23 protein-coding genes, 1 tRNA gene and 1 riboswitch are annotated in these 24,643 nt (G+C 72.1%); of the genes, 15 read left to right on the plus strand and 9 right to left on the minus strand.

Annotated features, from left to right (window positions below; genetic code table 11):
- Nucleotides 1-290: 290 nt before the first annotated feature.
- Complete coding sequence (locus ACIRBX_RS07655) at nucleotides 291-1,013, plus strand: bifunctional DNA primase/polymerase (protein WP_402294400.1); 723 nt, start codon at nucleotides 291-293, stop codon at nucleotides 1,011-1,013.
- 156 nt (nucleotides 1,014-1,169) lie between these two features.
- Here the strand turns inward: ACIRBX_RS07655 and ACIRBX_RS07660 are convergent, their stop codons facing one another.
- From ACIRBX_RS07660 to ACIRBX_RS07675, 4 genes are all read right to left on the minus strand, one after another.
- Nucleotides 1,170-2,156 (minus strand): DUF5926 family protein, encoded by a 987-nt coding sequence (locus tag ACIRBX_RS07660; RefSeq protein WP_402294401.1) that lies wholly within the window; start codon nucleotides 2,154-2,156, stop codon nucleotides 1,170-1,172.
- 156 nt (nucleotides 2,157-2,312) lie between these two features.
- Nucleotides 2,313-2,837, minus strand: a complete 525-nt coding sequence (locus tag ACIRBX_RS07665) for an ATP-binding protein (RefSeq protein ID WP_402295264.1) — start codon at nucleotides 2,835-2,837, stop codon at nucleotides 2,313-2,315.
- A gap of 249 nt (nucleotides 2,838-3,086) precedes the next feature.
- Nucleotides 3,087-3,896: a glycerophosphodiester phosphodiesterase family protein gene (locus ACIRBX_RS07670; protein ID WP_402294403.1), complete on the minus strand. Its 810-nt coding sequence runs from the start codon at nucleotides 3,894-3,896 to the stop codon at nucleotides 3,087-3,089.
- An 87-nt stretch (nucleotides 3,897-3,983) separates the two neighbouring features.
- The gene (locus ACIRBX_RS07675; RefSeq protein WP_402294405.1) at nucleotides 3,984-5,321 is read right to left on the minus strand and encodes a purine-cytosine permease family protein; all 1,338 of its coding nucleotides are present in this window, start codon (nucleotides 5,319-5,321) and stop codon (nucleotides 3,984-3,986) included.
- Nucleotides 5,314-5,461, minus strand: a riboswitch (TPP riboswitch). (Overlaps the previous gene by 8 nt.)
- 170 nt (nucleotides 5,462-5,631) lie before the next feature.
- On the opposite strand from ACIRBX_RS07675, the gene ACIRBX_RS07680 reads away from it, so the two are divergent.
- Nucleotides 5,632-7,290: a S1C family serine protease gene (locus tag ACIRBX_RS07680; protein WP_402294407.1), complete on the plus strand. Its 1,659-nt coding sequence runs from the start codon at nucleotides 5,632-5,634 to the stop codon at nucleotides 7,288-7,290.
- A gap of 61 nt (nucleotides 7,291-7,351) precedes the next feature.
- A tRNA-Ser gene (locus tag ACIRBX_RS07685) sits at nucleotides 7,352-7,439 on the plus strand.
- A gap of 62 nt (nucleotides 7,440-7,501) precedes the next feature.
- On the opposite strand, the gene ACIRBX_RS07690 is transcribed toward ACIRBX_RS07685, so the two are convergent.
- Together ACIRBX_RS07690 and ACIRBX_RS07695 are read right to left on the minus strand one after the other, a co-directional pair.
- Nucleotides 7,502-7,894, minus strand: coding sequence for a hypothetical protein (locus ACIRBX_RS07690; protein WP_402294408.1), 393 nt, complete (start codon nucleotides 7,892-7,894; stop codon nucleotides 7,502-7,504).
- A 96-nt stretch (nucleotides 7,895-7,990) separates the two neighbouring features.
- Nucleotides 7,991-8,755: an SDR family oxidoreductase gene (locus ACIRBX_RS07695; RefSeq protein WP_402294409.1), complete on the minus strand. Its 765-nt coding sequence runs from the start codon at nucleotides 8,753-8,755 to the stop codon at nucleotides 7,991-7,993.
- A 195-nt stretch (nucleotides 8,756-8,950) separates the two neighbouring features.
- Here ACIRBX_RS07695 and ACIRBX_RS07700 point away from each other — a divergent pair, with 195 nt between their 5' ends.
- The 7 genes from ACIRBX_RS07700 (at nucleotide 8,951) to ACIRBX_RS07730 (ending at nucleotide 15,936) form a co-directional block, all read left to right on the plus strand.
- Nucleotides 8,951-9,388, plus strand: a complete 438-nt coding sequence (locus ACIRBX_RS07700) for a transketolase-like TK C-terminal-containing protein (protein WP_402294410.1) — start codon at nucleotides 8,951-8,953, stop codon at nucleotides 9,386-9,388.
- Between the two features lie 427 nt (nucleotides 9,389-9,815).
- Nucleotides 9,816-11,024 (plus strand): 3-deoxy-7-phosphoheptulonate synthase, encoded by a 1,209-nt coding sequence (locus ACIRBX_RS07705; protein WP_402295266.1) that lies wholly within the window; start codon nucleotides 9,816-9,818, stop codon nucleotides 11,022-11,024.
- 81 nt (nucleotides 11,025-11,105) lie between these two features.
- Nucleotides 11,106-11,885, plus strand: a complete 780-nt coding sequence (locus tag ACIRBX_RS07710; RefSeq protein ID WP_402294412.1) for a 2,3-dihydro-2,3-dihydroxybenzoate dehydrogenase — start codon at nucleotides 11,106-11,108, stop codon at nucleotides 11,883-11,885.
- Between the two features lie 146 nt (nucleotides 11,886-12,031).
- Nucleotides 12,032-12,667, plus strand: coding sequence for an isochorismatase family protein (locus ACIRBX_RS07715; RefSeq protein ID WP_402294413.1), 636 nt, complete (start codon nucleotides 12,032-12,034; stop codon nucleotides 12,665-12,667).
- 45 nt (nucleotides 12,668-12,712) lie between these two features.
- Nucleotides 12,713-14,644, plus strand: a complete 1,932-nt coding sequence (locus ACIRBX_RS07720; RefSeq protein ID WP_402294414.1) for an anthranilate synthase family protein — start codon at nucleotides 12,713-12,715, stop codon at nucleotides 14,642-14,644.
- Between the two features lie 104 nt (nucleotides 14,645-14,748).
- On the plus strand, nucleotides 14,749-15,093 hold the full coding sequence (locus ACIRBX_RS07725) for a hypothetical protein (RefSeq protein ID WP_402294416.1): 345 nt from the start codon (nucleotides 14,749-14,751) through the stop codon (nucleotides 15,091-15,093).
- 144 nt (nucleotides 15,094-15,237) lie between these two features.
- Entirely contained in the window at nucleotides 15,238-15,936 is a 699-nt protein-coding gene (locus tag ACIRBX_RS07730; RefSeq protein WP_402294417.1) for an HAD family hydrolase, read from the plus strand.
- A gap of 60 nt (nucleotides 15,937-15,996) precedes the next feature.
- Here ACIRBX_RS07730 and ACIRBX_RS07735 read toward each other — a convergent pair whose 3' ends face one another.
- Nucleotides 15,997-17,067, minus strand: coding sequence for a ScbA/BarX family gamma-butyrolactone biosynthesis protein (locus ACIRBX_RS07735; protein ID WP_402294418.1), 1,071 nt, complete (start codon nucleotides 17,065-17,067; stop codon nucleotides 15,997-15,999).
- Nucleotides 17,068-17,228: 161 nt separating this feature from the next.
- Between ACIRBX_RS07735 and ACIRBX_RS07740 the strand changes: the two genes are divergently transcribed.
- Nucleotides 17,229-17,864 carry a ScbR family autoregulator-binding transcription factor gene (locus ACIRBX_RS07740; protein ID WP_402294420.1) on the plus strand — a complete coding sequence of 212 codons (636 nt, stop codon included), beginning with the start codon at nucleotides 17,229-17,231 and terminating at the stop codon, nucleotides 17,862-17,864.
- 85 nt (nucleotides 17,865-17,949) lie between these two features.
- Here ACIRBX_RS07740 and ACIRBX_RS07745 read toward each other — a convergent pair whose 3' ends face one another.
- Nucleotides 17,950-18,633 (minus strand): ScbR family autoregulator-binding transcription factor, encoded by a 684-nt coding sequence (locus tag ACIRBX_RS07745; RefSeq protein WP_402294421.1) that lies wholly within the window; start codon nucleotides 18,631-18,633, stop codon nucleotides 17,950-17,952.
- A gap of 283 nt (nucleotides 18,634-18,916) precedes the next feature.
- Here ACIRBX_RS07745 and ACIRBX_RS07750 point away from each other — a divergent pair, with 283 nt between their 5' ends.
- Nucleotides 18,917-20,131: an IS701 family transposase gene (locus tag ACIRBX_RS07750; protein ID WP_402294422.1), complete on the plus strand. Its 1,215-nt coding sequence runs from the start codon at nucleotides 18,917-18,919 to the stop codon at nucleotides 20,129-20,131.
- Nucleotides 20,132-20,478: 347 nt separating this feature from the next.
- Here ACIRBX_RS07750 and ACIRBX_RS07755 read toward each other — a convergent pair whose 3' ends face one another.
- Nucleotides 20,479-21,354: a shikimate dehydrogenase gene (locus ACIRBX_RS07755; RefSeq protein WP_402294423.1), complete on the minus strand. Its 876-nt coding sequence runs from the start codon at nucleotides 21,352-21,354 to the stop codon at nucleotides 20,479-20,481.
- Between the two features lie 342 nt (nucleotides 21,355-21,696).
- Between ACIRBX_RS07755 and ACIRBX_RS07760 the strand changes: the two genes are divergently transcribed.
- The 3 genes from ACIRBX_RS07760 to ACIRBX_RS07770 all read left to right on the plus strand — a co-directional run bounded on the left by ACIRBX_RS07760 (nucleotide 21,697) and on the right by ACIRBX_RS07770 (nucleotide 24,638).
- A complete protein-coding gene (locus tag ACIRBX_RS07760; RefSeq protein WP_402294424.1) occupies nucleotides 21,697-23,175 on the plus strand; it encodes a multicopper oxidase family protein in 1,479 nt (492 codons plus the stop codon).
- A gap of 185 nt (nucleotides 23,176-23,360) precedes the next feature.
- Complete coding sequence (gene wrbA, locus ACIRBX_RS07765; RefSeq protein WP_402294425.1) at nucleotides 23,361-23,978, plus strand: NAD(P)H:quinone oxidoreductase; 618 nt, start codon at nucleotides 23,361-23,363, stop codon at nucleotides 23,976-23,978.
- A gap of 174 nt (nucleotides 23,979-24,152) precedes the next feature.
- Nucleotides 24,153-24,638 (plus strand): AtaL-like protein, encoded by a 486-nt coding sequence (locus tag ACIRBX_RS07770; RefSeq protein ID WP_402294427.1) that lies wholly within the window; start codon nucleotides 24,153-24,155, stop codon nucleotides 24,636-24,638.
- Nucleotides 24,639-24,643 lie beyond the last annotated feature (5 nt).

A 24,643-nucleotide genomic window follows, 5' to 3' on the forward strand; every position in this document is an offset into this window, starting at 1 on the left:
CTGCCGTCGGCGATCGTAGGGTTCGGCGGTCCGGCCGCCGTCCGGGCCGCCCGTCACTCACCCGTACGGTGGAACCGAGGGCTTCCGATGCGCGTCCGTCCGGTCGTATGCGGGATTCTCGTTCCGGGGCCCCTCCGTCCCGGGCCCAGCCCTCCGGCCGCTCCCCGTCACCCCCGCCCCGTCCGCACCCCGACGTGGCCCGCGCACCGCCGACGTGGCCGGTCCATCAGCGGTCCCCGAGCCCGAGTGGCCCCGGAAGCGGTCGCGGAAGCGGAAAGGAACGAGCGCCGATGCCATGGTCACGTCCCCGACGGGGCAGCGCCTCAGGCCGTACCCCGGCCGGAGACCGCGCCCCGGCGGCCGGCCGGGTCTGGCTCCGCTGGCCGGGCAGCCGGCGCCGGGTCAGGGCGGCGCTGCGGGAGGCCGCGCTGACCGCCGTCGCCCGGGGGTGGCCGGTACTGCCGGGTGCCCGCCCGCTGTCCGGCCCGGCCGGGCCGTGCTCCTGCGCGGACCCGTCCTGCCCGGTGCCCGGTGCACACCCGCACGATCCGCCGCTGGCGGCGGCCACCACCGATGCCCGGATGGTGGGTTGGTGGTGGGAGAAGCGCTCGCCGGACGCCCCGGTGCTGCTGGCCACCGGACGGTCGGTCAGCGCGGTGAGCGTGCCGGCCCGGGCCGGTGCGCGGGCGCTGGCCTGGTTCGATCTGATGGGCCTGCCGGTCGGGCCGGTGCTGGCCGGGCAGGGCAGGTACCTGCTGCTGGTCGCGCCGTACTCGCTGGCCGAGTTGGGTGAGCTGCTGGCTGAGCAGCCCTCGGTGCCGGGGGTGATGCGCTACCACGGGCCGGACGGCTACCTGGTGCTGCCGCCCTCGCGGACCGGTGCGGGGCCGGTACGGTGGGTCCGGCCGCCGGTCGGGGAGCGGCCCTGGCTGCCCGAGGTGGGAGGCCTGCTCGGCGCGCTGATCGCGGCGAGTTCGGCTGACGCCGCCTCAACTTCCCTGGGGAAACAGTAAATCCGGCCGCTGGCGACGGGGGATGCACCAGCGACCGGACTGTTTAAATGGTAACAAAGATCCTCGTGCGCGCCAATTTGTCCGAGGACTCTGTCACCTGGGATTTCTTCCGTCCGGGCCGGAATGTGACCGGAGTCACTCCGGCCCGGACGGGCGTCAGTTGAGAGTGACCTGACGGTTCACCAGATTGGCCCGCGCCTTGCGCTCCTCGACGGTCAGCGGGGCCTCGGCGGCCAGCGCGCCGGCCAGCCGCTCGGCGAAGGCGGCGGCCGGGGCCTCGCAGTCGGCGGCGGTCATCGACTGCGGCAGGTCCCAGACCGGCACGGTCAGACCGTGCGCGCGGAACGAGCCGACCAGCCGGGTGTCCTCGCCCAGCGAGGACTCGCCGGCCGTGTCCAGCCGGGCCAGCGCGTCCAGCAGCTGCTCCTCGGGCACCGTCATCACCCAGCGCAGGTGGTTCTTGTCGGCGGCGGCGCACCAGTACGAGGACGGCACGCTGGAGATCTTCTCGGTCGGGATGGCCGAGGCGTTGGCCCGCTCCAGGGAGGCGGCCACCTCGCCCTCGGCGGCCTCCGCGTCCTCCAGCCAGAACTCGAAGCCGCTGAACACCTCGGGGGTGAACTCGGCCTCCAGGTCCAGCAGTTCCTGCAGGCGGCGGCCGCCGGGCACGGTCCGGCGGGCCGGCACCGGGGTGCCCGGCTCGGTGGCCAGGGCCAGCTCCAGGGCGTCCGCCAGGTCACGGCTCAGGTCGCCGGAGGAGGACTGGGTCTGCAGGCCGAGCAGGATCGAGCCGTCCTGGCGGCGCAGCGCCGGCCAGGCCAGCGGCAGCACGGTGGCCAGCGTGACGGAGGGGACCGGGCCGTTGGCGCTGTCGGCCACGCCCTTGGCCAGCGTCAGCGGGACGGTGGCGGCGGGCACCAGCTCGCGCAGCGCGACCCAGTCGGCCTCGCCCGGCAGGCCCTCGAACGGGCGGTGCACCAGCTCCTGGACGGCGTGTGCGGCCTCCCGGCCGTGGCACGCCTTGTACCGGCGGCCCGAACCGCAGGGGCAGTCCTCGCGGGCCCCCACCACGGGGATCTCACCCGAGGTCACGGCGGTGGACGGACGGCGCTGCGGCGACTTCTTCGCGGCCTTCTTGGCCATGGTGCGGCTCCCGGTACGGCGACTTGCTTGCCCCGGAAGCCTACTGAGCTTTCGACGGGTACCGCGTCCGTGCGGTGCCCGTGCCGCCGTCGGTGCCGCGCTCCGGGCCGGGGCGGGTGCCGCGCCGGGGCGTGCACCGTCGGTGCCGACGGGCCGTCAGGCGCTGCGCGCGCCGTGGCCCGGACGGCCCGGGTGCAGTGGTAGTTCGGCCCACACGGTGACCTGCCCCGGGGTGTCCCGGACGCCCCAGTCGGTGGCGAGCCGCCCGACGATGGTCAGGCCGCGCCCGCCCCGGGCGGTCAGCGAGGGCCGGGCCGGCAGCGGCCGGGTGCTGGCCCCGCCGTCGGTGACCTCCAGGGTGAGCGAGCCGTCCCCGGGGAGCTGCCAGCGGACCGTCACCCCTTCGGGCTCGCCGTCCTCGCCGCCGGAGCCGACCAGGACCGGGGCCGGGTAGCCGCCCGGCACGTCGTCCTTGAGGTCGGCCAGCCGCCCCAGCGGGCGGGCGTACCGGCAGGAGTTGCTGAGCAGTTCGGACAGGATCAGGACAGCGTCGTCGATCACCGTCTCGTCCACCGAGCGGTCACCGAGATCACTGCGCAACCGGCGTCGTGCCGCTCCGACTCCGGCGGGCCCGTGCGGCACCGCCATGGTCGATGAAGTCGGCACCTCGTGTGCCATCATCAACGCCACCCCCGGACCTCCTTCAGCATTCGCCGATGGATGGATGCCCCTCGGCAATACGTCGGAAACGGGCGTTCACCGATCGCGGCGCGACATTAACGGGCGCCGTAACGGGTGGTGCGCAGATGGTGATTGGCCGCTCACGGAACGTCGTGAATGCGGTCGGAATTGGCCACTCCCGGTGGGATGCGCCGCAGTTCACGCCCGTTCACAACCCCGCGCGGGCGAATTCGAGCCGACTTGACACAGTTATCGGCCGAGTTGACCGAGAACCATGCGCGGCCGGTTGGTGATGATGGCCTCGACGCCGAGTTCCAGGCAGAGCTCCACGTCGGCCGGCTCGTCCACCGTCCACACGTGCACCCGGTGCCCGGCCCGGCGCAGGGCCGGCACCAGGGCCCGGTCGGCCCGGACCAGCTCGATGCCCGGACCGGCGATCGGCGCCCCGCCGGGCAGCACCCGGGTGCGGCCGAGCAGCGGCAGTCGGCGCTCCAGCAGGTAGACGGTGGGCACCGCCGGGGCGGCCCGGCGGACCCGGCGCAGCGAGAGCTCGGAGAAGCTCATGATCCGGACGGTGGACTCCTCCGGACGGTCCGTCAGCAGGCCGAACCGGGCCAGCACCCGGAGCAGCTCGGCCTCGGTCTTCCCGGCGTACCGGGTCGGGTGCTTGGTCTCGATCGCCAGCTCGATCCGGCGGCCGGCGTCGGCCGTCAGCTCCAGCAGCTGCTCCAGGGTGAGCACCGGGCTGGGCTCGGGTGCCTCGGGGTGCTTCCAGGAGCCGAAGTCCATCGCCTCCAGCTGAGCCAGCGTCAGGGCGGAGACGGCGCCCCGGCCGTCGGAGGTGCGGTGCACAGTGCGGTCGTGGACGCAGACCAGCTTCCCGTCGGCGGTCAGCCGGACGTCGCACTCCAGCCCGTCCGCGCCCTCCTCGATCGCCAGCCGGTAGGCGGCCAGGGTGTGCTCGGCCTGAGCCGCCGAGGAGCCGCGGTGGGCGATCACCCGCACCGCGCTGCGGTCGGCGGCGTTCGTCGAGGTCGAGGGCTGGTCACGGGTGTCCACCCGGCCACCCTACGAGGCGCCCGGTGACGCCCGACCGCCGCCACGGGAAACTCCCGGTGAAGTCCCCGTGGCGGCGGTACCGGCCGGCTACCTGCGGGGCTGGACCGCCAGGGTGGCCAGCCCGGCCACCAGGAAGGAGATCAGCGAGGCCGAGGTCCACGGCTGGGCCGTGAAGCCGACCGAGGACTGCAGGTCCTGCCAGAACTCCTGCCAGCCGCCGACCGCGGTGGGAGCGATGAACTGGTAGGCGGCGAAGCCGAGCGCCCAGGCCACCAGCATCAGCGGCCGGGGCGGGGCGTCCTCGCCAAGGTTCCAGCCGCGGCGGCCCGAGCCGAGGAAGAAGTCGGCCGCCAGCACCGCGAACATCGGCACGAAGACCGCGCCGATCAGGCCGAGGAAGGCGTAGTAGGAGGCGGTGAACTCGTCGATGTTCAGCGCCAGCACCGTCACCAGCGCGCCGATCCCGCCGGTCAGCAGGCGGCGGTCCACCGTGGGCAGCAGGTTCTGCACCGACATCGCGGTGGAGTAGACGTTGGCGAAGGACTGGTCGGTCTCCCGGACCACCAGCACCAGCAGGAAGGCCCAGCCGGCCGCCACCCCGGTGAAGGAGGAGAAGATCCGGGTGGCGTCCCCGTCCGACTGCAGCAGTGCCACCACGCCGAGCAGGTAGCACCAGACCTGCGCCAGCGAGTAGCCGGAGAAGGTGGCCCAGTAGGCGGCCCCGGGCGTGCGGGCGTGCCGGGTGTAGTCGGCGGCCAGCGGGACGAAGGAGATCGAGACCGCGATGATCGCGTCGGTCGCGGTCAGGAAGCCGCTCCAGTTCCCGGCCCCCGGGTTCGGCACGCCCTGGCGCACCAGCTGGACGGTGAAGTAGACCATCGCGATGCCCACCGCGATCGTCACGTACTTGCGCAGCACCGCGATCGAGCCGAGCGGCCAGATGGTCAGCACGGTGGTGAGCACCCCGGCCAGCAGGACGAACAGCCAGTGCCAGCCCTGAGTGCCCGTCACCTCCTGCGCGCCCATCGCGATCACCAGCAGCTCGTACACGCCCCAGCCGATGCACTGCGCGATGTTCAGCACCGTCGGCAGGTACGACAGCTTGGTGCCGAACAGGCCGCGCAGCAGGGCCATCGCCGGGGCGCCGGTCCGGGCGCCGATCAGCGCGGCCACGCCCAGCATCGAGGTGCCGATCGCGGTGCCCGCCACCGTGGCGGTGATCGCGGCGGCCAGCGAGAGCTCGGCGCCCTTGACGCCGATCACGGTGACGGCGCTGGTGAAGCCGATCAGGCTGACGCCGAGGTTGGCCCAGAGCGAGAACAGCGCGCGGAAGTCCAGCGTGCGCGGCGGCGCCGTGTCGAGGACCAGCGGCGCCTCGGCTCTCGCGGGGACGTCGTGGACAGGGGAAGGCGAAGCAGCCGTCATGGCCGTAGCTCCCTACGCCGGCATTACCCGGACAGGTTCGAGCGGTCTGCGCTCCCTCGCCGCACGGCCAGCGTCTGCATGGCGTACGGTCGTTCCGCGCACTCTCAGCCTGGACGGTCCAAGCTCCCGCGTGTCAGTTTGGAGCGCCAGGCTAGCCGCCGGGCCGTCGAACACCAAGGCGGGGCCCGAGGAGTGGGATGTCGGGGACGGCTAAGGATTCTCACCAATCCTTCAGGACGCTCCTTACGACAACTGAATCGGACATGCGGAAAACTGTGGCCCAAGGTCCTGTCAGCTATGGAGGTCGTCCGTGAGCACCGAGCACGTGAGTGGGGCCACCGGTCCCGAGGAGGAGCGCACCTCCACGGGGCACGGTCCGGTGGAGCCGGCTGACGCCGGGTCAGCCGCCGCGCCCGCGCCCGCCGACACGGTGGTCTTCGGGAAGGTCGCGCCGCCGCCGGCCGCCCCCTCCTACCTGGATGCGCCGCCCCCGGTCCTGCCCCCGGCCCCGGCCGCGCCGCCCGCTCCGTCCTACCTGGACGCGCCGCCGCCGGCCGTCCCGGCTCCGGCTCCGGCGCCGGTCTCCGCTCCGGCCCCTGCGCCGGTCGCCGCCGAGAACCCGTACGCGACCCCGGCCGCCGCGCCGCCGGCCCCGGCCCCCGCGCCGCCGGCCGCCGTGTCGGCCGCCCCGCTCGGCGAGCCGCAGCCCCAGCCCCACCAGCCGCACCACCCCTTCGGTGCGGGCACCCCGCTCGGCGGCTGGGCCGCTCCGGCCGGCGGTGCGGGCGGGCCCGGTCTGCCCGGCTACCCGGAGTTCCCCGGCGCGCCCGCCCCGGTGCCCGGTCGCAAGCGCGGCGGTCTGATCGCCCTGGTCGCGGCCGTCGCCCTGCTGGCCGGCCTGGCCGGTGGCGCGATCGGCGTCTCGGTCGCCGACCGCGACGGCTCCGTCTCCTCCTCGGGCAGCCGCAACTCCAGCACCACCGTCCAGGCCAGCCAGAACCAGCAGGCGGTCAACCGGGCCCCGGAGTCGGTGGCCGGCATCGCCAGCAAGGCGCTGCCGAGCGTGGTCACCATCAAGGCCCAGGGCTCCGGCGAGTCCGGCACCGGCACCGGCTTCGTCTTCGACACCGAGGGCCACATCCTCACCAACAACCACGTGGTGGCCCCGGCCGCCAGCGGCGGCAAACTGACCGTCAGGTTCTCCGACGGCGCCTCCTACCCCGCCTCGGTGGTCGGTCGCGCCCAGGGCTACGACGTGGCCGTCATCAAGCTCGACAACCCGCCGAAGGACAAGCTCGTCCCGCTCGCCCTCGGCGACTCGGACAAGGTCGCGGTCGGCGACGCCACCATCGCGATCGGCGCCCCCTACGGCCTGGAGGGCACCGTCACCACCGGCATCGTCAGTGCCAAGGACCGCCCGGTGGCCTCCGGCGACGAGACCAGCGCCCAGGCGTCCTACATGAACGCCCTGCAGACCGACGCCTCGATCAACCCGGGCAACTCCGGCGGCCCGCTGCTCGACGCCTCCGGCGCGGTGATCGGCATCAACTCGGCCATCCAGTCCAACAGCGGCGGCTCCGGCCGGGCCGGCTCGATCGGCCTCGGCTTCGCCATCCCGATCAACCAGGCCAAGCGCGTCGCGGGCGACCTGATCGCCAACGGCACCCCGGTCTACGCGATCCTCGGCGTGCTCCGCAACGACGACTACAAGGGTGACGGCGCCCAGATCCAGACCTCCTCCGTCCAGGGCAAGCCCGCCGTCACCCCGGGCGGCCCCGCCGACCAGGCCGGCCTCAAGCCCGGCGACGTGATCACCAAGCTCGGCGGTCACGTCATCGACAGCGGCCCCACCCTGGTCAGCGAGATCTGGACCTACAAGCCCGGCGACAAGGTCGAGGTCGAGTACACCCGCGACGGCAAGAACGCGAAGACCACCGTCACCCTCGGCGAGCGCAAGGGCGACAACTGACGGGCCACCGCGAAACGGTGTGCGCGGAACCCCTGGGGAACCGTTAGGCTGACCTCCGCCTGGAGAGTTGCCCGAGCGGCCTAAGGGACCAGTCTTGAAAACTGTCGTGGCGTGACCCGTCACCGTGGGTTCAAATCCCACACTCTCCGCAGGAGGGGGATTCCCCCGCACAGGGCGGGTACCGGTTCCGGTACCCGCCCTGTGGCGTTCCTCAGTCGAGGAAGGGGAAGACCCGCAGCGTCCGGCAGGCGTCCTCCGGATAGCCGTCCGGAGCGACCGGGGCGGGGGAGCCCATGCCGATCAGGTAGAGCCAGCCGAGCAGGGCGGCCACCGCGGCCATCACCGGGAGGACGTACCAACTCCCGTACGGGAGGCGGTGGACCACCGCGCCTACCGAGAGCACGGTGACGACGGCGATCCCCCAGGCGGCCATCATGGCGGGGAAGGCGTCGGGGTCGACCTCGTGGTCCTGGGTCAGGCACCAGTGCCACGTCTCCTGGACCCGGTCGGAGGCGGTGAAGAGGGCGGTGGTCGCGAGGAGGAACCCCACCAGCCAGCGCGCCGCCGTCCAGCCGCAGCCGTCGGCCCTCGTCCGTCCGTCCATGTCCGCCCCCGTCCGTCGATCACCGCCGTCTCCGGGACCGGACGCGCCCGGTGGGAGGCCGGTTCCGGAGACGGCGGTGGCCGTGGTGACGACGGGTCAGATCAGCAGGCCGCCGCTGACCTCCAGGCGCTGGCCGGTGGTCCAGCCGGCGGCGGGGGAGGCGAGGAAGGCGACCATCTCGGCGATGTCCTCGGGGGAGCCGAGCCGCTCGATGGCGTTCAGGGCGACCATCGAGGCGGTGGCCTCGGGGGTGGTGCGGCGGCGGGCGTTCATGTCGGTGGCGACGTAGCCGGGCGCGACGGTGTTGACGGTGATGTTGCGCGGGCCGAGGTCCTTGGCCAGGGCCAGGGTGAGTGCCTCCAGGGCGCCCTTGGTCATCGCGTAGCCGATGGACTCGGGGAAGGAGACCCGGGTGGCGGCGGAGGAGATGTTGACGATCCGTCCGCCCTCGCGCAGGTCGGGCAGCAGCTGCTGGATCAGCAGCAGCGGTGCGCGGGTGTTCACCAGGTGCAGCCGGTCGTAGTGCTCGACCGAGAGCTCGGCCAGGTGGCCGCCGCCGGACAGGGCGGCGTTGTTCACCAGGACGTCCAGGCCGCGTTCGGCTCCGGCTCCGGCGAGCGCCTTCCAGAGCGCGTCGCAGAGCACGGTGGCCCCGTCCAGCGCGGTCAGGTCGGCGCCGACCGTGACGGCCCTGCCGCCGTCCTGCTCGATCAGCCGCACGGTGTCGTCGGCGGCGGCCTCGTTCACCCCGTAGTGGACCGCCACCAGTGCGCCGTCGGCGGCCAGCCTGCGGGCGATGCCCCGGCCGATCCCCCGGCTGGCACCGGTGACGAGTGCGGTCTTGCCCTCCAGCGCTCCCATCGGAGCCCCCTCCCCGGTCGGAAACCTGTCGCGGAGATCCAACCACAGCGCGGTGACCGGCATGTGACGGAGTGACAGATGCGGGATTGTCCGCTCCGCGGAGTGGGCGGAGAGTCATGGGATGGACACCCGTCGCATCCCGAGCGGAGCGCGCCGGGTCGGGTGCGGCTTCGACGGAGAGGCAGGGCACGGGCGATGAGCAGCACGGGGGAGGACACCCTGGCGGCCCGTGGCGGGCACGTGCTGGCGGAGGCGGTCGGCGGGCCGCCCGACGTGGTCCTGATCGCGGCGGCCGGTGAGGAGCCGGTCGCGCTGCGGGCCCGGGAGATCCTGCAGGCGGCGGGGGTGGCCAGCCGGGTGGTGGCGATGCCCCGTCCGGCCCGGTTCGAGCGGCAGCCGGCGGAGTACCGCGAGCGGGTGCTGCCCCGTGGGGTGGCCAGGGTCTCGGTCGGCGCCGGCTCCTCGCTGGGCTGGTACGCGCTGGCCGGCCAGGCTGGGGCGCCGGTCGGCCTGGCCGGCGCGGGGCTGTCCGCGCCGTACCAGACGCTGTACGAGCAGGTGGCGTTCGCCGCCGAGCGGGTGGCCGCGCAGGCCCGGCAGCGTCTCGTCGAGGGGCGTGAGCGCGCCGCCTGACGGGCGGCCCGCGGGATAGATCGGAGTCAGTGGAGCGCCGTCCGGCCTTGGCCGGGCGGCGCTCCGCCGTTCTCCGCCCCCCGGCGCGGATCTGACGCAGTACCGGGCCCGGCCTGTCGATCGGGCGTGATCTGGCGGAGTGGTGCGCTGACCATCGGAAATCACCCCGACCTGACACGGCGACACTTCGCGCGCGATGGGCCAATTTCAAAAACAATCCAACCGGACGGTTCCTAATGACACGGTTCCGTGTATCTGACGGAGTGTCAAACACGCCGTTGACCAGGAGATTTGCGCTACCCAAACTCAAGTAAAGGTTGCCTTCCGCACTGAATCCAGAACATTGGCCGGATATCCGGCAGCCGCTCTTTCCGGGCAAATGGAAAAGAATTCATGACCACGGAGGTTCTGAGTGAGTAGCGACGTCATGGCGGCGCAGCCGGCCCCGGTCGGCCCGCCGCTCTCCGGGAGCGAACTCCAGTACTGGAAATCGCTCCCGGCCCAGCAGCAGCCTGCCTGGGAGGACGCCGAGCAGCTGTCCCGGGTCACCACCGAGCTGGCCGACCGGCCCGGCCTGGTCACCCCGGCGGAGCTCACCGAGCTGCGCGGTCTGCTCGCCGAGGTGGCCACCGGCCGCCTCCAGGTGGTGCAGGCCGGCGACTGCGCCGAGGACCCGGCCGAGTGCGAGCCCGGCTACGTGACCCGCAAGGTCGGCCTGCTGGACGCGCTGGCCGGGGTGATCTCGATGAACACCCTGCGCCCGGTGCTGCGGATCGGCCGGATGGCCGGCCAGTTCGGCAAGCCGCGCTCCAAGCCCACCGAGAACGTCGGTGGGGTCGAACTCCCCGTCTACCGGGGCCACATGGTGAACAGCCCGGAGCCCGACCCGGAGCTGCGCCGCCCGGACCCGGCCCGGCTGCTGGCCGGGTACGACGCCGCCGCGCAGGCGTTCGGCGCGCTGCGCGAGCGCAGCACGGCCGGTCTGGCCGCGGCCGGCGCCCCGGTGTGGACCAGCCACGAGGCGCTGCTGCTGGACTACGAGGTGCCGCTGCTGCGCCGCACCGACGACGGCCGCTCCTACCTGGCCTCCACCCACCTGCCCTGGATCGGTGACCGGACCCGCCAACTGGACCACGCACACGTGGCGTTGCTCGCCTCGGTGGCCAACCCGGTGGCGTCCAAGGTCGGACCGAACATGAGCGTCGAGGACCTGCTGACGCTCTGCCGCACGCTCGACCCCGGGCGCGAGGCGGGCCGGCTGGTGCTGATCGCCCGGATGGGCGCCGACAACGTGGCGGCGAAGCTGCCCGCGCTGGCGGCGGCGGTCAGGGCCGAGGGCCACCCGGTGGTCTGGCTGACCGACCCGATGCACGGCAACACGGTGAACGGGCCGGGCGGGCTGAAGACCCGTCTGGTGGAGACCGTGGTGCGCGAGGTCCGGGGCTTCCAGGACGCGCTGCTGAGCGTCGGCGCGATCCCGGGCGGCCTGCACCTGGAGACCACACCGGACCACGTGACCGAGTGCGCCCGGGACGAGCGCCAGCTCGCCCGGATCGGCGACAAGTACACCAGCTTCTGCGACCCCCGGCTCAACCCGGAGCAGGCCCTTGAAGTCGCGGCTGCCTGGCGGGGCTGACAAGGCCCACCGCCCCCTCGTCTACCGGCCGACAACGGTCGATCATCCTCGATCTTTGGGGTCGTCATGAGCATTCACGGAATGGAAAACAAGGTCGCGATGGTCACCGGCGCGGCCGGCGGCATCGGCGAGGCGGTCGTCCGGGGCCTGGTCGAACGGGGCGTCACCGTCGCCCTGGTCGACCGGAACGGGGATCGGCTGGAGGAGGTCGCCAAGGAGCTGCGGAACGCGGGCGGACGGGCGGAGGCGTTCGCGGCCGACGTGACCAGCAGCACCGACGTCGAGGCGGTGGTGGACGCGATCGAGCAGCAGCTCGGCGGGATCGACTACCTGGTGAACGGGGCCGGCGTGCTCCGGCTCGGCCCGGCCAAGGAGTTGAGCGACCAGGACTGGGCGAGCACCTTCGCGGTGAACACCACCGGGGTCTTCTTCATCTCCCGTGCGGTGGTCAACCGGATGGTGGAGCGCGGGCAGCGGGGCGCGATCGTCACGGTGGCGTCCAACGCGGCCGGCACCGCCCGGGTGGACATGTCGGCGTACGCGGCCTCCAAGGCGGCGGCCACCATGTTCACCAAGTGCCTGGGCCTGGAGGTCTCCAAGTACGGCATCCGCTGCAACGTGGTGGCGCCGGGCTCGACCGACACCCCGATGCTCACCGCGCTCTGGTCCGACGGTGACGACAGCGCCTCCCGGGCCTCGATCGAGGGCGTGGCCGAGGTCTTCCGGGTGGGCATCCCGCTCGGCCGGATCGCCCAGCCCTCGCACATCGCCGACGCGGTGCTCTTCCTGCTCTCCGACCAGGCGGCGCACATCACCATGCACGACCTCACCGTCGACGGCGGCGCGGCCCTCGGGCACTGACCGCTCCGGCTGCGGGCCGCCCCACCGGCCCGCAGCCGCCCCGGTCGCCCACCGCCGCCCGCCGCAGCCGACGCGAGCACCCGAAGACCCAGCAGCCCCACCGCCCAGCAGCCCCACCGCCCAGCAGAGTTGAGAGGACCACGGTCATGGGGATCCCGACCATCAGCCCGTACCCGATGCCCCAGCAGGGCGACCTGCCGGAGAACACCGTCAGCTGGACGGTGGACCCGGCCCGCGCGGTGCTGCTGATCCACGACATGCAGAAGTACTTCCTCAAGCCCTTCCCGGCCGGCGAGTCCCCGGTCACCGAGCTGGTGGCCAACGCCACCCTGCTGCGCGACCGGGCCGCCACGCTCGGCATCCCGGTCGCCTACACCGCGCAGCCCGGCGGCATGACGCCCGAACAGCGCGGCCTGCTCAAGGACTTCTGGGGTCCGGGGATGAGCATCGGCCCCGAGGACAAGCAGGTGGTCGAGCCGATCGCGCCGGCCGAGGGCGACCTGGTGCTGACCAAGTGGCGCTACAGCGCCTTCCACCGCACCCAGCTGCTGGAGTTCCTGCGCGACCAGGGCCGGGACCAGCTGGTGGTCTGCGGGGTCTACGCCCACATCGGCGTGCTGGCCACCACCCTCGACGCCTACACCCACGACATCCAGCCCTTCCTGGTCGGCGACGCGATCGCCGACTTCACCCTCGACTACCACCGGCTGGCGCTGAAGTACGCGGCCGAGCGCTGCGCCATGGCGGTCACCACCAAGGCCGTCCTCGCCGACCTGGACTGAGCGGCACCCGCACCACCCCGACAACGGACCACGGAGGAGTGCACCATGACGGACAGTCAGGTTGGCCACGAGCTGCTGGAGCGGATCCTGTCCGGGCGGCAGTCCGGCTACGCGCTGCTGCACCGGCCGGAGGCCGGTGGACCGGGCCGGATCGACCTGCTCGGCGGCGAGGTGGCCGAGGTGGCCCGACTGGCCGACATCCCGCTGGCCGAGCCGTCGGCCGGAACCGCCGCCCCGGCCGGCACCGGCCGGGCCGAGCACGAGGTGCTGGCCCTGGTGCCGTACCGGCAGATCGCCGAGCGCGGCTACGCGGCGGCCGACGACGGTGCGCCGCTGCTGGCGCTCACCGTGCGCGAGCAGGCCTCGCTCCCGCTCGGCCAGGTACTGGCGCAACTGCCGAACCACGACATCGAGTTGGCGAACGGCGCGTTCGACGTGGACGACGCCGCGTACGCCGAGGTGGTCCGGCAGGTGCTGGCCGAGGAGATCGGCAACGGCGAGGGTGCCAACTTCGTGATCCGCCGGGCCTTCACCGCCGACATCACCGGCCACAGCCCGCAGGCCGCCCTGACCTTCTTCCGCCGGCTGCTGGAGCGCGAGCGCGGCGCCTACTGGACCTTCGTGATCCACACCGGCGAGCGCACCTTCGTCGGTGCCACCCCCGAACGGCACATCAGCCTGGCCGGCGGCGTCGCGGTGATGAACCCGATCAGCGGCACCTACCGCTACCCGGCGGGCGGGCCCGAACTCACCGGTGTGCTCTCCTTCCTGGCCGACCCCAAGGAGGCCAACGAGCTCTACATGGTGGTCGACGAAGAGCTCAAGATGATGGCCCGGATCACCGAGTCCGGTGGCCGGGTGCGCGGCCCGCACCTGATGGAGATGGCCCGGCTGGCCCACACCGAGTACTTCATCGAGGGCGAGACCTCCCGGGACCCGCGCGAGATCCTGCGCGAGACGCTGTTCGCCCCCACGGTCACCGGCAGCCCGCTGGAGAGCGCGGCCAAGGTGATCGAGCGCTACGAACCGCAGGGCCGGGGCTACTACAGCGGTCTGGTCGCGCTGATCGGCCGGGACGCCGAGGGCGGTCGCACCCTGGACTCCTCGATCCTGATCCGCACCGCCGAGATCTCGGCCGCCGGCCGCCTGAGCATCGGCGTCGGCGCCACCCTGGTCCGCGACTCCAAGCCGGAGTCCGAGGTGGCCGAGACCGCGGCCAAGGCGGCCGGCCTGCTGGCCGCCTTCACCGCCCGGGCCGGCGACGCTCCGGCCCCGGCCGAGCCGGAGCGCTTCGCGCAGCACCCCGACGTGCTGGCCGCGCTGGCACAGCGCAACCTCGCGCTGGCGCCGTTCTGGCTGGAGGACACCGAGCAGCGCAAGCGCCCGGTGCCCGAGCTGGCCGGCCGCCGGGTGCTGGTGGTGGACGCCGAGGACACCTTCACCGCCATGTGGGACCACCAACTCCGTTCCCTGGGACTGGAGGTGACGCTGCGCCGGTTCGACCAGGAGTACGCGCTGGACGAGGGATGGGACCTGGTGGTGCTCGGCCCCGGCCCCGGTGATCCGCAGGAGACCGGCCACCCGAAGATCGCCCACCTGCACGGCGCCACCCGGCAGCTGCTGGACCGGGGCACGCCGTTCCTCTCGGTCTGCCTCAGCCACCAGGTGCTCTGCGCGGTGCTCGGGCTGGACCTGGTCCGCCGGGACATGCCCAACCAGGGGGTGGCCCGGAAGATCGACCTGTTCGGCCGGACCGAGCTGGTCGGCTTCTACAACACCTTCGCCGGCTACTCCGAGCAGGACGTGCTGGAACTCCCGCTGGGGAAGGTCGAGGTGAGCCGTGACCTGCTCTCCGGCCAGGTGCACGCGCTGCGCGGCCCCGGCTTCCGCTCCATGCAGTTCCACCCCGAGTCGGTGCTGAGCCAGGACGGCCTGCACATCATCACCGACACCCTGGTCTCGCTGCTCTCCTCCTGAGCCGCGACGACTACCCCGACCCGTGCGGGGCGGCCCCTCCTCCCCCGGCCGCCCCGCACGAAGACCTTTCCGCCCGCACCACCGGCCCGAGCTGGAGCACCGACATGCGAGTCGTGATCGTCTGGTGGGACCTCGCCGATTCGAAGGCGGGCCTGGACGAACTCCGCGCCTTCCTCCGGGAGGAGGCGGTCGAGCGGTTCACCGGCCACCCCGGGCTGGTCCGCAAGACCTGGATCTCCGACCGGGCGGCGAACCGCTGGGGCGCCGTCTTCCTCTGGGAGTCCGCCGAGGCGGCCGACCGGCCGATCCTCCCGCCCCGGGCGGTGGAGCTGATCGGCTACCCGCCCACCCACCGTGCCGCCTTCGACGTGGAGGCCACCGTGGAGGGTGCGGCGCACCTGCTGGCAGCCCTGCCCGGGCTCGGGCTGGCGCACGATCCGGAGAGTTGACGCTCCGTCATGTCGGTTCCCGTCGCTGCCCGTTCCGCGCGGATCCGTCGAAGTAACGTAGCCCACCGCCGGGTTGGCCCCGCTCTGGCGAGGCTCCAGTGGGCGGGCACTAGGATGGCACTCGTTCCGAACCGGGGAGGGCCGATGGCGGCAGTACCGCTCCGGCGGCTACGGGCAGCCGCCGTCAACATCGACGGTGTCATGCTGGACGACACCTTCAGCCCGGTGATCCACCACTTCGTCACCAGCCGGGGCGGCGCCTACACGGCCGACGTGGAGCGCCGGATCTTCTCGCAGAACCAGCGGCAGGCCGCCGAGGTCGCCGCCGAGGCGGCCGGTCTGGACTGGCCGGTCGAGCAGGTGCTGGAGGTCTACTTCCAGGAGCGCGCCGAGTACCTGGAGCGCCACCCGCTCCGGGTGCTGGACGGCGCCCCCGCGATGGTGGCCCGGCTGCGAGCCCTCGGGCTGCGCACCGTCTGCTACGGCGGCCTGGCCCGGCCGCACTTCGACCGCTTCCTCGGCGAGCACGCCGGGCTGTTCGACGATCCGGTCTACGTCTGCACCGACGCCTTCCGTCCCGGGGTCCGGGAGATCGTCACGGACGTGCTGGGGCTGGAGTTCGACGAGGTGCTCTTCATCGACGACGTGGCCCGGGTGGCCGAGACCGCGCGAGGGTTGGGCGCGGCGTTCATCGGTCACCCGAGCGGGTTCGAGCACGGCTTCCAGCCGCAGCTGATGAGGGCGGCCGGGGTCCGTCACCTGGCGGCCTCGCCGGCCGGGGTGGACGAGTGGCTGGTGCGCACGGTGGACGAGGAGTCCGCCAACGGGAAGCTCTGGGGCTGACTGCCGCAGGCGGACCGGGCAGACCGGGCGGACCCGACGGGCAGAGGTGCCGACGGTCGGTCAGGCCGGGCTGCAGACCCACGGGTGGCTGAGCTCGGCGCTCGCCCGGCTCTGGCCGTAGGCGTCGCCGCTGCTCCGGGTGCCGTTGAGCAGGCAGGTCGGCACGGTCAGGGTGCTGGTGAAGACCGTCCGTCCCTCCTGCTCGGCGCGGACCGCGACGGTGCGCCGGTTCGGGTGCTCGGCCGGCCGCTCGGTCGCCTCGATGAAACAGGGCGAGTCGAACTCCACGTAGTGGGTGAACTCGGAGTCGGCCGAGGAGACCAGGGTGGCCTCCGGCACCAGGATCCGGGCGGCCTGCCGGGCCGCCTCCAGCATCACCATGCCGGGCACGTGGTCGCCGGGGTGGTCGAAGAGCACCGGGTGCCGGGTGTCCAGCCGCAGCTGCCAGCGGTTCGTCTCGCCGATGCCGGAGAGCACCACGTCCTGCGGGGTCAGCCGCCCGACCAGCGCGGGCTCCACCGGCGGGGCCGGCTGGAGGTGCGCGGCGGGCGGGGTGATCCGGTTGTCCCGCACCCGGCGGTAGACCTCGGGGCTCATGAAGGTGGCGCTCACGTTGGCCACCGCCGCGATCTGACCGTCCCTCAGGATCGTCATCTGGTACCGCAGGCCGGCCACCCGGCGGCCGTGCTGCCTGGTCACCGTGGTGCTGACCAGGACCTCCAGCTCAGCCGGGGTGTCCCGGACGGTGAGCTGGTGCAGGACGGCGGTGAACTCCAGGTCGTGCAGCAGAAATCGGCTCGTGAGAGGTACGGCGAACTCGGCGTGGGCGAGTAGAGTACCGACCTGCCGGATGGTTTCTGCTATGAGAGTGGAGTCGTGGTGAAGTCCATCGGGCGAGCTGAAGAAGCTGTGACCACGCGGCCACTGGGCGGAGACCGAGAAGAACCGGTCGTCGATCCGGCGCCAACGGGTCAGCAGCACCTCGGCCACGGCAGCGCGGTGCACCAGCTCCTTGGGCACCGTGGTGGTGAAAGACGCAGGTGGGGCCAGTAGGGAGTGCAGGGAAGTGGTGCTTGTCGGATGGTGCACCGCCTCGGCTCCGAGTGCGGTGGTCGAAAGCAGGTCGGACATGGTCCCCCCCAAAGGATCACTGTCAACGGACGGCGACGACGCGCAACAGGCACTTACAATACAGGGCAGCCGGTTTATTTGTAGACCCTGATACCTCGAACTCCGGCAGTAGTTGACCTGCCTGTCATGAACAGATCAATGCAAGACGGGAGAGACCAGCCATGGCACAGCAGGAACGTGCAGTTCAGACCAGGAGAAGCATCCTGCTCGGCGCGGCCCAGGTGTTCGACGAGTACGGATATGACGCCGCCTCGATCAAGGAGATCCTGGCGCGGGCGCAGGTGACGAAGGGGGCGCTCTACTTCCACTTTCCTTCGAAGGAGGAGTTGGCCCGCGGAGTCCTGCAGGAACAGACGGTCTATCTGGACATTCCGGATAACGTCTCCAAGCTCCAGGAATTGATCGACCTGACGATGGCGGTGGCGCACATGCTGCCGGTCGACCCATTGTTGCGGGCCGGCCTGCGCCTGGCCATGGAGCGCGGCTCGGTGGACTTCTCCGAGAGCAATCCGCTGCTCGCCTGGGCGCGGATCTGCGGTGAGCTGCTGGAGGAGGCCAAGCTGCGCGGCGAGGTGCTGACCCAGGTGGAGGGCAAGGAGACGGCCGAGATGCTGGTCGCCAGCTTCGCCGGGGTGCAGACCTTCTCGCAGGCGACCACCGGGCTGAGCGACATGGAGGAGCGGGTCTCGGTGCTCTGGCGCCACCTGCTGCCCACCATCGCGCTGCCGGCCACCCTGGTGCGGCTGGATGCCCAGCCGGGGCGCGGGGCGAAGGTGGTGCAGCAGATCGTCGGCTGAGTGGTGCACGGGGGAGCGGTGCCCGGACGGCGGAGGGGCGGACACTCCGTCAGGCCGGGCCCCCGGCCGGGGCGTTCACGGCGGGTCACTCCACGGGGGAGAAGGACGCCGGGCCGTCCACGGGGGAGCAGGGCGCCGGGCCGTCCACGGGGGAGCGGGGCGTCACCCGCAGACCGGCCAGCTGATCGGCCGGGACCAGTAAGGGGAGGACGGCCTCCCAGAGCCGGGTGATCACCTTCGGGTCCAGCCAGTTCCGGTCCCGCCGGGCGATGATCTCCACCCCGGCGGTGGCGGCGGCGAGCAGACCGGCCGCCTCCTCGACGCCGGCTCCGGAGTGCAGCCGTCCGGCGGTCGAGCAGCGGGTCAGCTCGCGGTTGACCAGCCGCACCCAGGCCGGGTGCGGATTCGGCCGCTGGTCCTCGGGCAGGCCGTTGTCGTCGGTGAGCCGCAGGCCGGCCCGGAAGACGATGTCGGTGGCGAGCAGGTGCGCCAGGCCGTGGCTGAGGTCGATCAAGTACTGGAGCGGGCATCCGGCGGAGTGCCGGGCCCGGCGGACGACCTCACGCAGTCCGCGCCTCGACTCCGCGATGACCGCTTCGGCCAGGAGTTCCTTGGAGCCGAAATGGAAGTAGAGCGCGCCCTTGGAGATCCCGGTCGGCCGGGTCACGTCGTTCAGACCGGTCGTCGCGAAGCCGACTTGATCGAATGAGGCGGCAGCGGCCCTGATCAGAAGCTTGCGGGTGCGTTCGGCGCGTTCCTGACGGGCCATCGAGGATCCTCCCTGGCGGCCCACGGCGGCCTCGCGCGAAGACCCCGGTTTGCTGAGTGTTCATCTCCGGGGGTAGCGTAACAAACCGCTTACCCGGTATTTCTAAGGTCTGTCATGTTCCCCCTGGTGACCTTGCGCTGCCTGCGCGTAAGATGACGGAGTCTCTAAAACCAACCAGTCGGTTCTGTACTGTTATCCATCACCAGCATCTCGCTGCCTGGCTGCGGCGCCGTCCGGCGCCCGGCTGCCACCAGGTGGCGACACGGAGGAGGGGACGGGGGCTGTGGAAGGTGTTAGCGAGAAGAACGTTCCTGAGCACATCTGGGGCGACGTGGCGGACGACTTCGTCACCGAGTTCTCCCGCCGGATGCTGGCCTCGCTGAAGCGGCGCGACCAGCGGGCGCGGGGAGAGTGGTACATCTCGGGGCTGCTCTCGGTCCAGGGCCGCAAGTCCATGCGGGCCTTAGCCGCAGTGGCCGGATACGGGGCCGCCGAGCAGAGTCTGCACCACTTCATCAGTGACTCGTCCTGGCGTTGGGCTCCGGTCCGCCAGGCCCTGGCCAAGCACCTGGACCGGGTCCTGCTCCCGCAGGCCTGGGTGCTCAACTCGATGGCCATCCCGAAGGCCGGCGAGCACTCGGTCGGTGTGGAGGAGTCCTTCCGGACCGAGCTCGGCCGGGTGGTCAACAGCCAGCAGGCGTACGGCGTCTGGCTGGCCAGCGAGGACATGAGCGCTCCGGTGAACTGGGGCCTGGTGCTGCCGGCCGACTGGCTGGCCAACGAGGAACGGCGCAAGCGCGCGAAGATCCCGGACGAGGTCTCGGCCACCACCCCGGAGCTCTGCGCGGTCAACAGCGTGGTCGAACTGGCCGGTCCGGACTGGGGCTTGCGCCGCCGTCCGGCGGTGCTGGACGCCCGGGAGCTCGACGCGGCCACCCTGGTCGAGGAGTTCTGCCGGCGCGGGGTGCCGTTCGTGATGCGGGTGAGCGGCTCGACCAGGCTGGTCGGCTTCGACGGCAGCCTGCCCGGTCGGGGTGAACGGGTCTTCCAGGCCCAGCAGTTGATCGAGTGGGCGAAGCGGTTCTCCCGGCCGGTCGGCTGGGTGGACCCGGACTACTCGATCACCCGCTCGATCCTGGTCAGCGGTACCCGGGTGACCATGCCGACGGTCCGCAGGCCCGGCATGCTGGTCCCGCCGGAGCGCGCGCTGGCCCTGGTCGGCGGATGGTCCGGCTCGAAGGGCAAGCCCGCCGAGCTCTGGCTGTCCAACCTGGTGGACGTGCCGCCGGTCGCCCTGCTCCGGCTGGGGCGGCTCACCCGGCGGGTGGCCAAGGACTTCGCCGAGGTCTCCGGCCGGGTCGGGATGCGGGACTTCGAGGGCCGCAGCTACGCCGGCTGGCACCGGCACGCGACCCTCTGCTCGGTGGCGCACGCGATCTCGGTGCTCTCCACCGCGCGGCGCCAGGGCTTCGACAAGTCGCAGGAGCTGTCGGCCTGATGGCGATCCGGGGGCGGGAGACGAGGACGGCCGGGGCGGCCGGTGCACGGGTGTGCGCCGGCCGGTCCCCGGCCGCCGTCCCGCTCGGCGGTGGCGAGGGTGCCGACGGCCGTGAGGGTGCCGGCCGTCGGAAGAACGCGGGACGCCGTGAGGGCACCGGCTTCCGTGAGGGCACCGGCTTCCGTGAGGGCTCGGGAGGCCGTGAGAGCACCGGCTATCGGGAGAGTTCGGGCCGCCGTGAGGGCTCGGGCGGTCGGGAGGGCTCGGGTGGTCAGGCGAGCCAGGGTCGTCATGAGGGCCTCGGCCGCCAAGGCGGCTCCGAGGGCGGCGGCGAGGCCGCGGCGCGGTCAGTCCGCGCGGCGGAGCAGCTCCTCCTGGGCGGCCCGGCGCAGCGCCGCGACCGGCACGTCGCTCCGGCCGGTGAGCAACTCCAGCTGCCGGGCGGCCTGGTGGACCGCGAAGGAGACCCCGTCCACCACGGTGGAGCCCGCGAAGCCGGCCGCCTTGACCAGCCGGGTCGGCCAGGCCGAGGTGACCACGTCGAAGACGGCGGCCCGGGAGTGCATCACTGCGGCGGCGAAGGCGTCGGCTCCGCCGGCCGGCAGGGTGGAGATCACCAGTCCGGCGCCGGGCAGCAGCTGCTCCAGGCTGCCGAAGGTGTGCACGTCCACGGCGATGCCGAGCCGGCCGGCTGCGGCGGTGGCCTCGGCCGCCCGGCTGCGTTCGCGGACCACCACCGAGGGCTCCAGCACGCCGAGTTCGCGCAGTGCGGCCAGCGCCGAGCAGGCCGTGGCGCCGCCGCCGAGCACGACCGCCGAGCCGGGTGAAGTGACCCCGGCCTCGCGCATCGCGGTGAGCATCCCGTACACGTCGGTGCTCTCGCCGTGGCTGCGTCCGCGGCGGAACACCACGGTGTTCACCCCGCCGACGTCCAGCCCCAGGTCGGAGACCTCGTCGATCAGCGGCAGTACGGCCCGCTTGAGCGGCATGCCGAGCGCGAGACCGGCCCAGCCGCCCTCCAACCCGGCGAGCACGTGCGGGAGTTCGGTCTCGTCGCACTCGATGTTCTGGTACGACCAGTCCAGGCCCATGGCGGTCAGGCCGGCCCGGTGCAGGGCGGCGGTGATGGACTGGCCGACGGGGGAGCCGAGCACCGCGGTGCGGCGGGCGGCCTGGCGGGGCGGCGTGCTGCTCTCCAGCACGGGGGGCTGTGCGATGCGCATCGTCGTACTCCTTTCGCCAGGGGGGAACGGCCTACCGGACGGGCAGGTTCCACTCACTGTCCCGGTGTCAGCCCAGCTTAGGTAGCACCCCGCCGGAACGGGCGGGCCGGTTGACACAGAGTCACGTTCGAGGACGACCTGACGGGATTCCCGGCACACTCCGTCACGCACCGTGGAATGACATGCCCACGATGCTATTTGCCTGGTAATCGGATAGCTGACATGGTCCCGAACCTACGTTTGATAGGTCGTGTAAAGGATCCGCAGGCTTCCCGTCGGGTTGATCGAACGATCGCCCGAGCGTAGTCGACGTGTCGTCGACGGTACGGGAACGGGGAGCCGATGCTGTCACGTAGGAACGTCCTGAAGACCGGTGTGCTCACCACGGGGGTGGTCGGAGCGGCCGGACTGGCCAGCCCGGTGCTCGGCCGGCGGGACGCGGAGGCGGCCGAGCCGGCCGGCGGCGCGGGGCCCGAGGCGATCGGCGCACCTGCGGTGATCCCGCAGTTCGCGGTCCCGCTCACGGTGCCGCCGGTGCTCTCGCCGCTGCTCTCCAGTGGCACCACCGACTACTACCTGATGACCATGAAGAAGCTGTCGAAGGAGGTGGTGCCGGGCAAGCGGACCGAACTCCTCGGCTACAACGGGCTGGTGCCCGGCCCCACCATCCGGGCCAGGAAGGGCCGCCGGGTGGTGATCCGGCAGACCAACCTGCTGGACACGCCGGTCTCGGTGCACCTGCACGGCGCCGAGGTGCCGGTGGACAGCGACGGCGCGCCGATGGACACCATCGCCCCCGGTGGCAGCAAGGTCTATACGTACCCCAACAACCAGCCGGCCGCGCCGCTGTGGATCCACGACCACGCCCACCACCACGAGTCGGAGCACGTCTACCGGGGGCTCTCCTCGGTCTACCTGATCGGCGACGACAACGAGCAGTCGCTGGGCCTGCCGTCCGGCCCGTACGACGTGCCGCTGGTGATCCGGGACGGCCGGTACGACGAGAACGGCCAACTCGTCTACATCATGGACGACTTCAGGAACCGCACCACCATCACGGTGAACGGCTCCCCGTGGCCGTACCTCCGGGTCGCGGCCCGCAAGTACCGCTTCCGGGTGCTCAATTCGGCGAACACCAGATTCCTCTCGCTCCGGCTCTCGAACGGCGGCACCTTCACCCAGATCGGGGTGGACGGGGGGCTGCTGGAAGCCCCGCACGAGACCGCCGTGCTGCCGGTGTCACCCGGTGAGCGGGCCGACGTGGTGATCGACTTCTCCCGCTACCCGGTCGGCACCCAGCTGGTGCTGGAGAACACCCTCGGGCCCGGGCCGGTCGAGCAGGTCGGGAAGGTGATGCGCTTCGACGTGGTCCGCACCGCGTCCGACGACTCCACCGTGCCGGCCCGGCTGGCCACCCTGCCCACCCCGCTGCCGGCCACCGTCAGCCGGAGCTTCGTGCTGCGGATGGACGAGGACGGCCGGGCCGAGCCGCAGGCGTACATCAACGGACGGAGCTTCGACCAGGCCCGGATCGACGTCCGGATCCCCTGGGGCTCGACCGAGGTGTGGACGGTGTCCAACGCCAACACCACCGCCCCGCACAACTTCCACCTGCACCTGGTGCAGTTCCGCGTCCTGGAGCGGAACGGGCAGCCGCCGGCCCCGGGCGAGGCCGGACTCAAGGACACCGTCCGGGTGCTGGCGGGGGAGACGGTCAAGCTGCTGATCAGCTTCCGGAGCTACCGGGGCGTGTACGCCTACCACTGCCACATGTTCGACCACGGAGCGATGGGAATGATGGGGCAGATGGAGATCTACTGAGACTTCCGGGAGAGCCGGTCGGTACTTCCGGATCCACGGGCGATCTGACGGACCGTGCCACCGGCAGTGGCAGATCGGGACGAGGTGATGGAGTCGCCCGGCCACGGTTGCCGGTCCGCACGCCCGCGCGGGAGAGTCGTGCGCGACGCGCTCGCACGACGAACTCGGGGAATGGGGGAGCGGCCGTGACCAACGTCGCCATCATCTACTACTCGTCCACCGGCCACGTGCACAAGCTGGCCGAGGAGGCCGCCTCGGCCGCCGCCAAGGCGGGCGCCGAGGTGCGACTGCGCAAGGTCGCCGAACTGGCCCCCGCGCACGTGGTGGCGTCCAAGCCGGAGTGGGCCGAGCACCACGAGGCCACCCGGGAGGTGCCCGAGGCCACGCTCGCCGACCTGGAGTGGGCCGACGCGCTGCTGTTCGGCACCCCGACCCGGTTCGGCCTGCCCGCCGCCCAGCTCAAGCAGTTCATCGACACCACCGGCGGCCTGTGGTTCCAGGGCAAGTTGGTGAACAAGGTGGTTTCCTCCTTCACCTCCACCTCCACCCTGCACGGTGGTCAGGAGTCGACCCTGCTGGCGCTGAACAACACCTTCTACCACTGGGGCGCGATCATCGTGCCGCCCGGCTACGCGCACGAGGTGCAGTTCGCGCCGACCAACGGCAACCCGTACGGCACCAGCCACGTCTCGCACCACCACGTCGGCACCCCGGACCAGGACAACCTGGCCGCGATCGGCTACCAGGCCCGCCGCACGGTGGAGATCGCCACCGCCCTGAAGGCCGGCCTCGCCGCCGCCTGACGACGCGTCACCCCGACGGCAGCGCAGTGGATGCGGGAATTCCCGTAATCCGCTGCGCTGCCCGTATTACGTGCAACTGACGAAGTCAGCCGACCCTCATTGCCGCACTCCGCGCGGCTGCCCCAGAGTTCTCGGAAGGAGAACGCTTCGAATTACCCGGCGAAGGGGCAGCGGATGTCGACGGTGACGATCTCCTGGACGGTACCGGTCAATTCCGGGACGGAGTCCGGGCCTGCACGGATGGACGCGCACGGGCTGTGGCGGCAGTTGGTCGCCAAGGCCGAGAATCCCGTGCCCTACGTCCCCGCGATCACCGAGTGCACCGTACTCGACCGGTTTCCCGGTGGATTCCACCGGAGCATCGTCCGGGACGGCCGCACCGTGTTCCAGCGCATCGAAATGGAGCCCGGGGACGAGATCGTCTACCGGCAGCCCGGCGACAGCGAGGTGCGGGCGATCAGCAACCGGATCGACCGCACCGAGGACGGCTCGCTGGCGCTGACCATCTCGGTCGACCTGGCCCCCGAGGGGATCGAGCGCGCGGTCCGCGAGAGCAGGTTCCTGGAGGCCGCGGACGCCTACTTCACCGACGCGCTGCGCGCCGTGATCGACGAGATCCGGGCCGCCGTCTCCCCCGTCGAGCTGACCAACGCCGCCTGACCGTC

It is taken from the genome of Kitasatospora sp. NPDC096147 (assembly GCF_044763225.1).
Lineage (GTDB): Bacteria > Actinomycetota > Actinomycetes > Streptomycetales > Streptomycetaceae > Kitasatospora.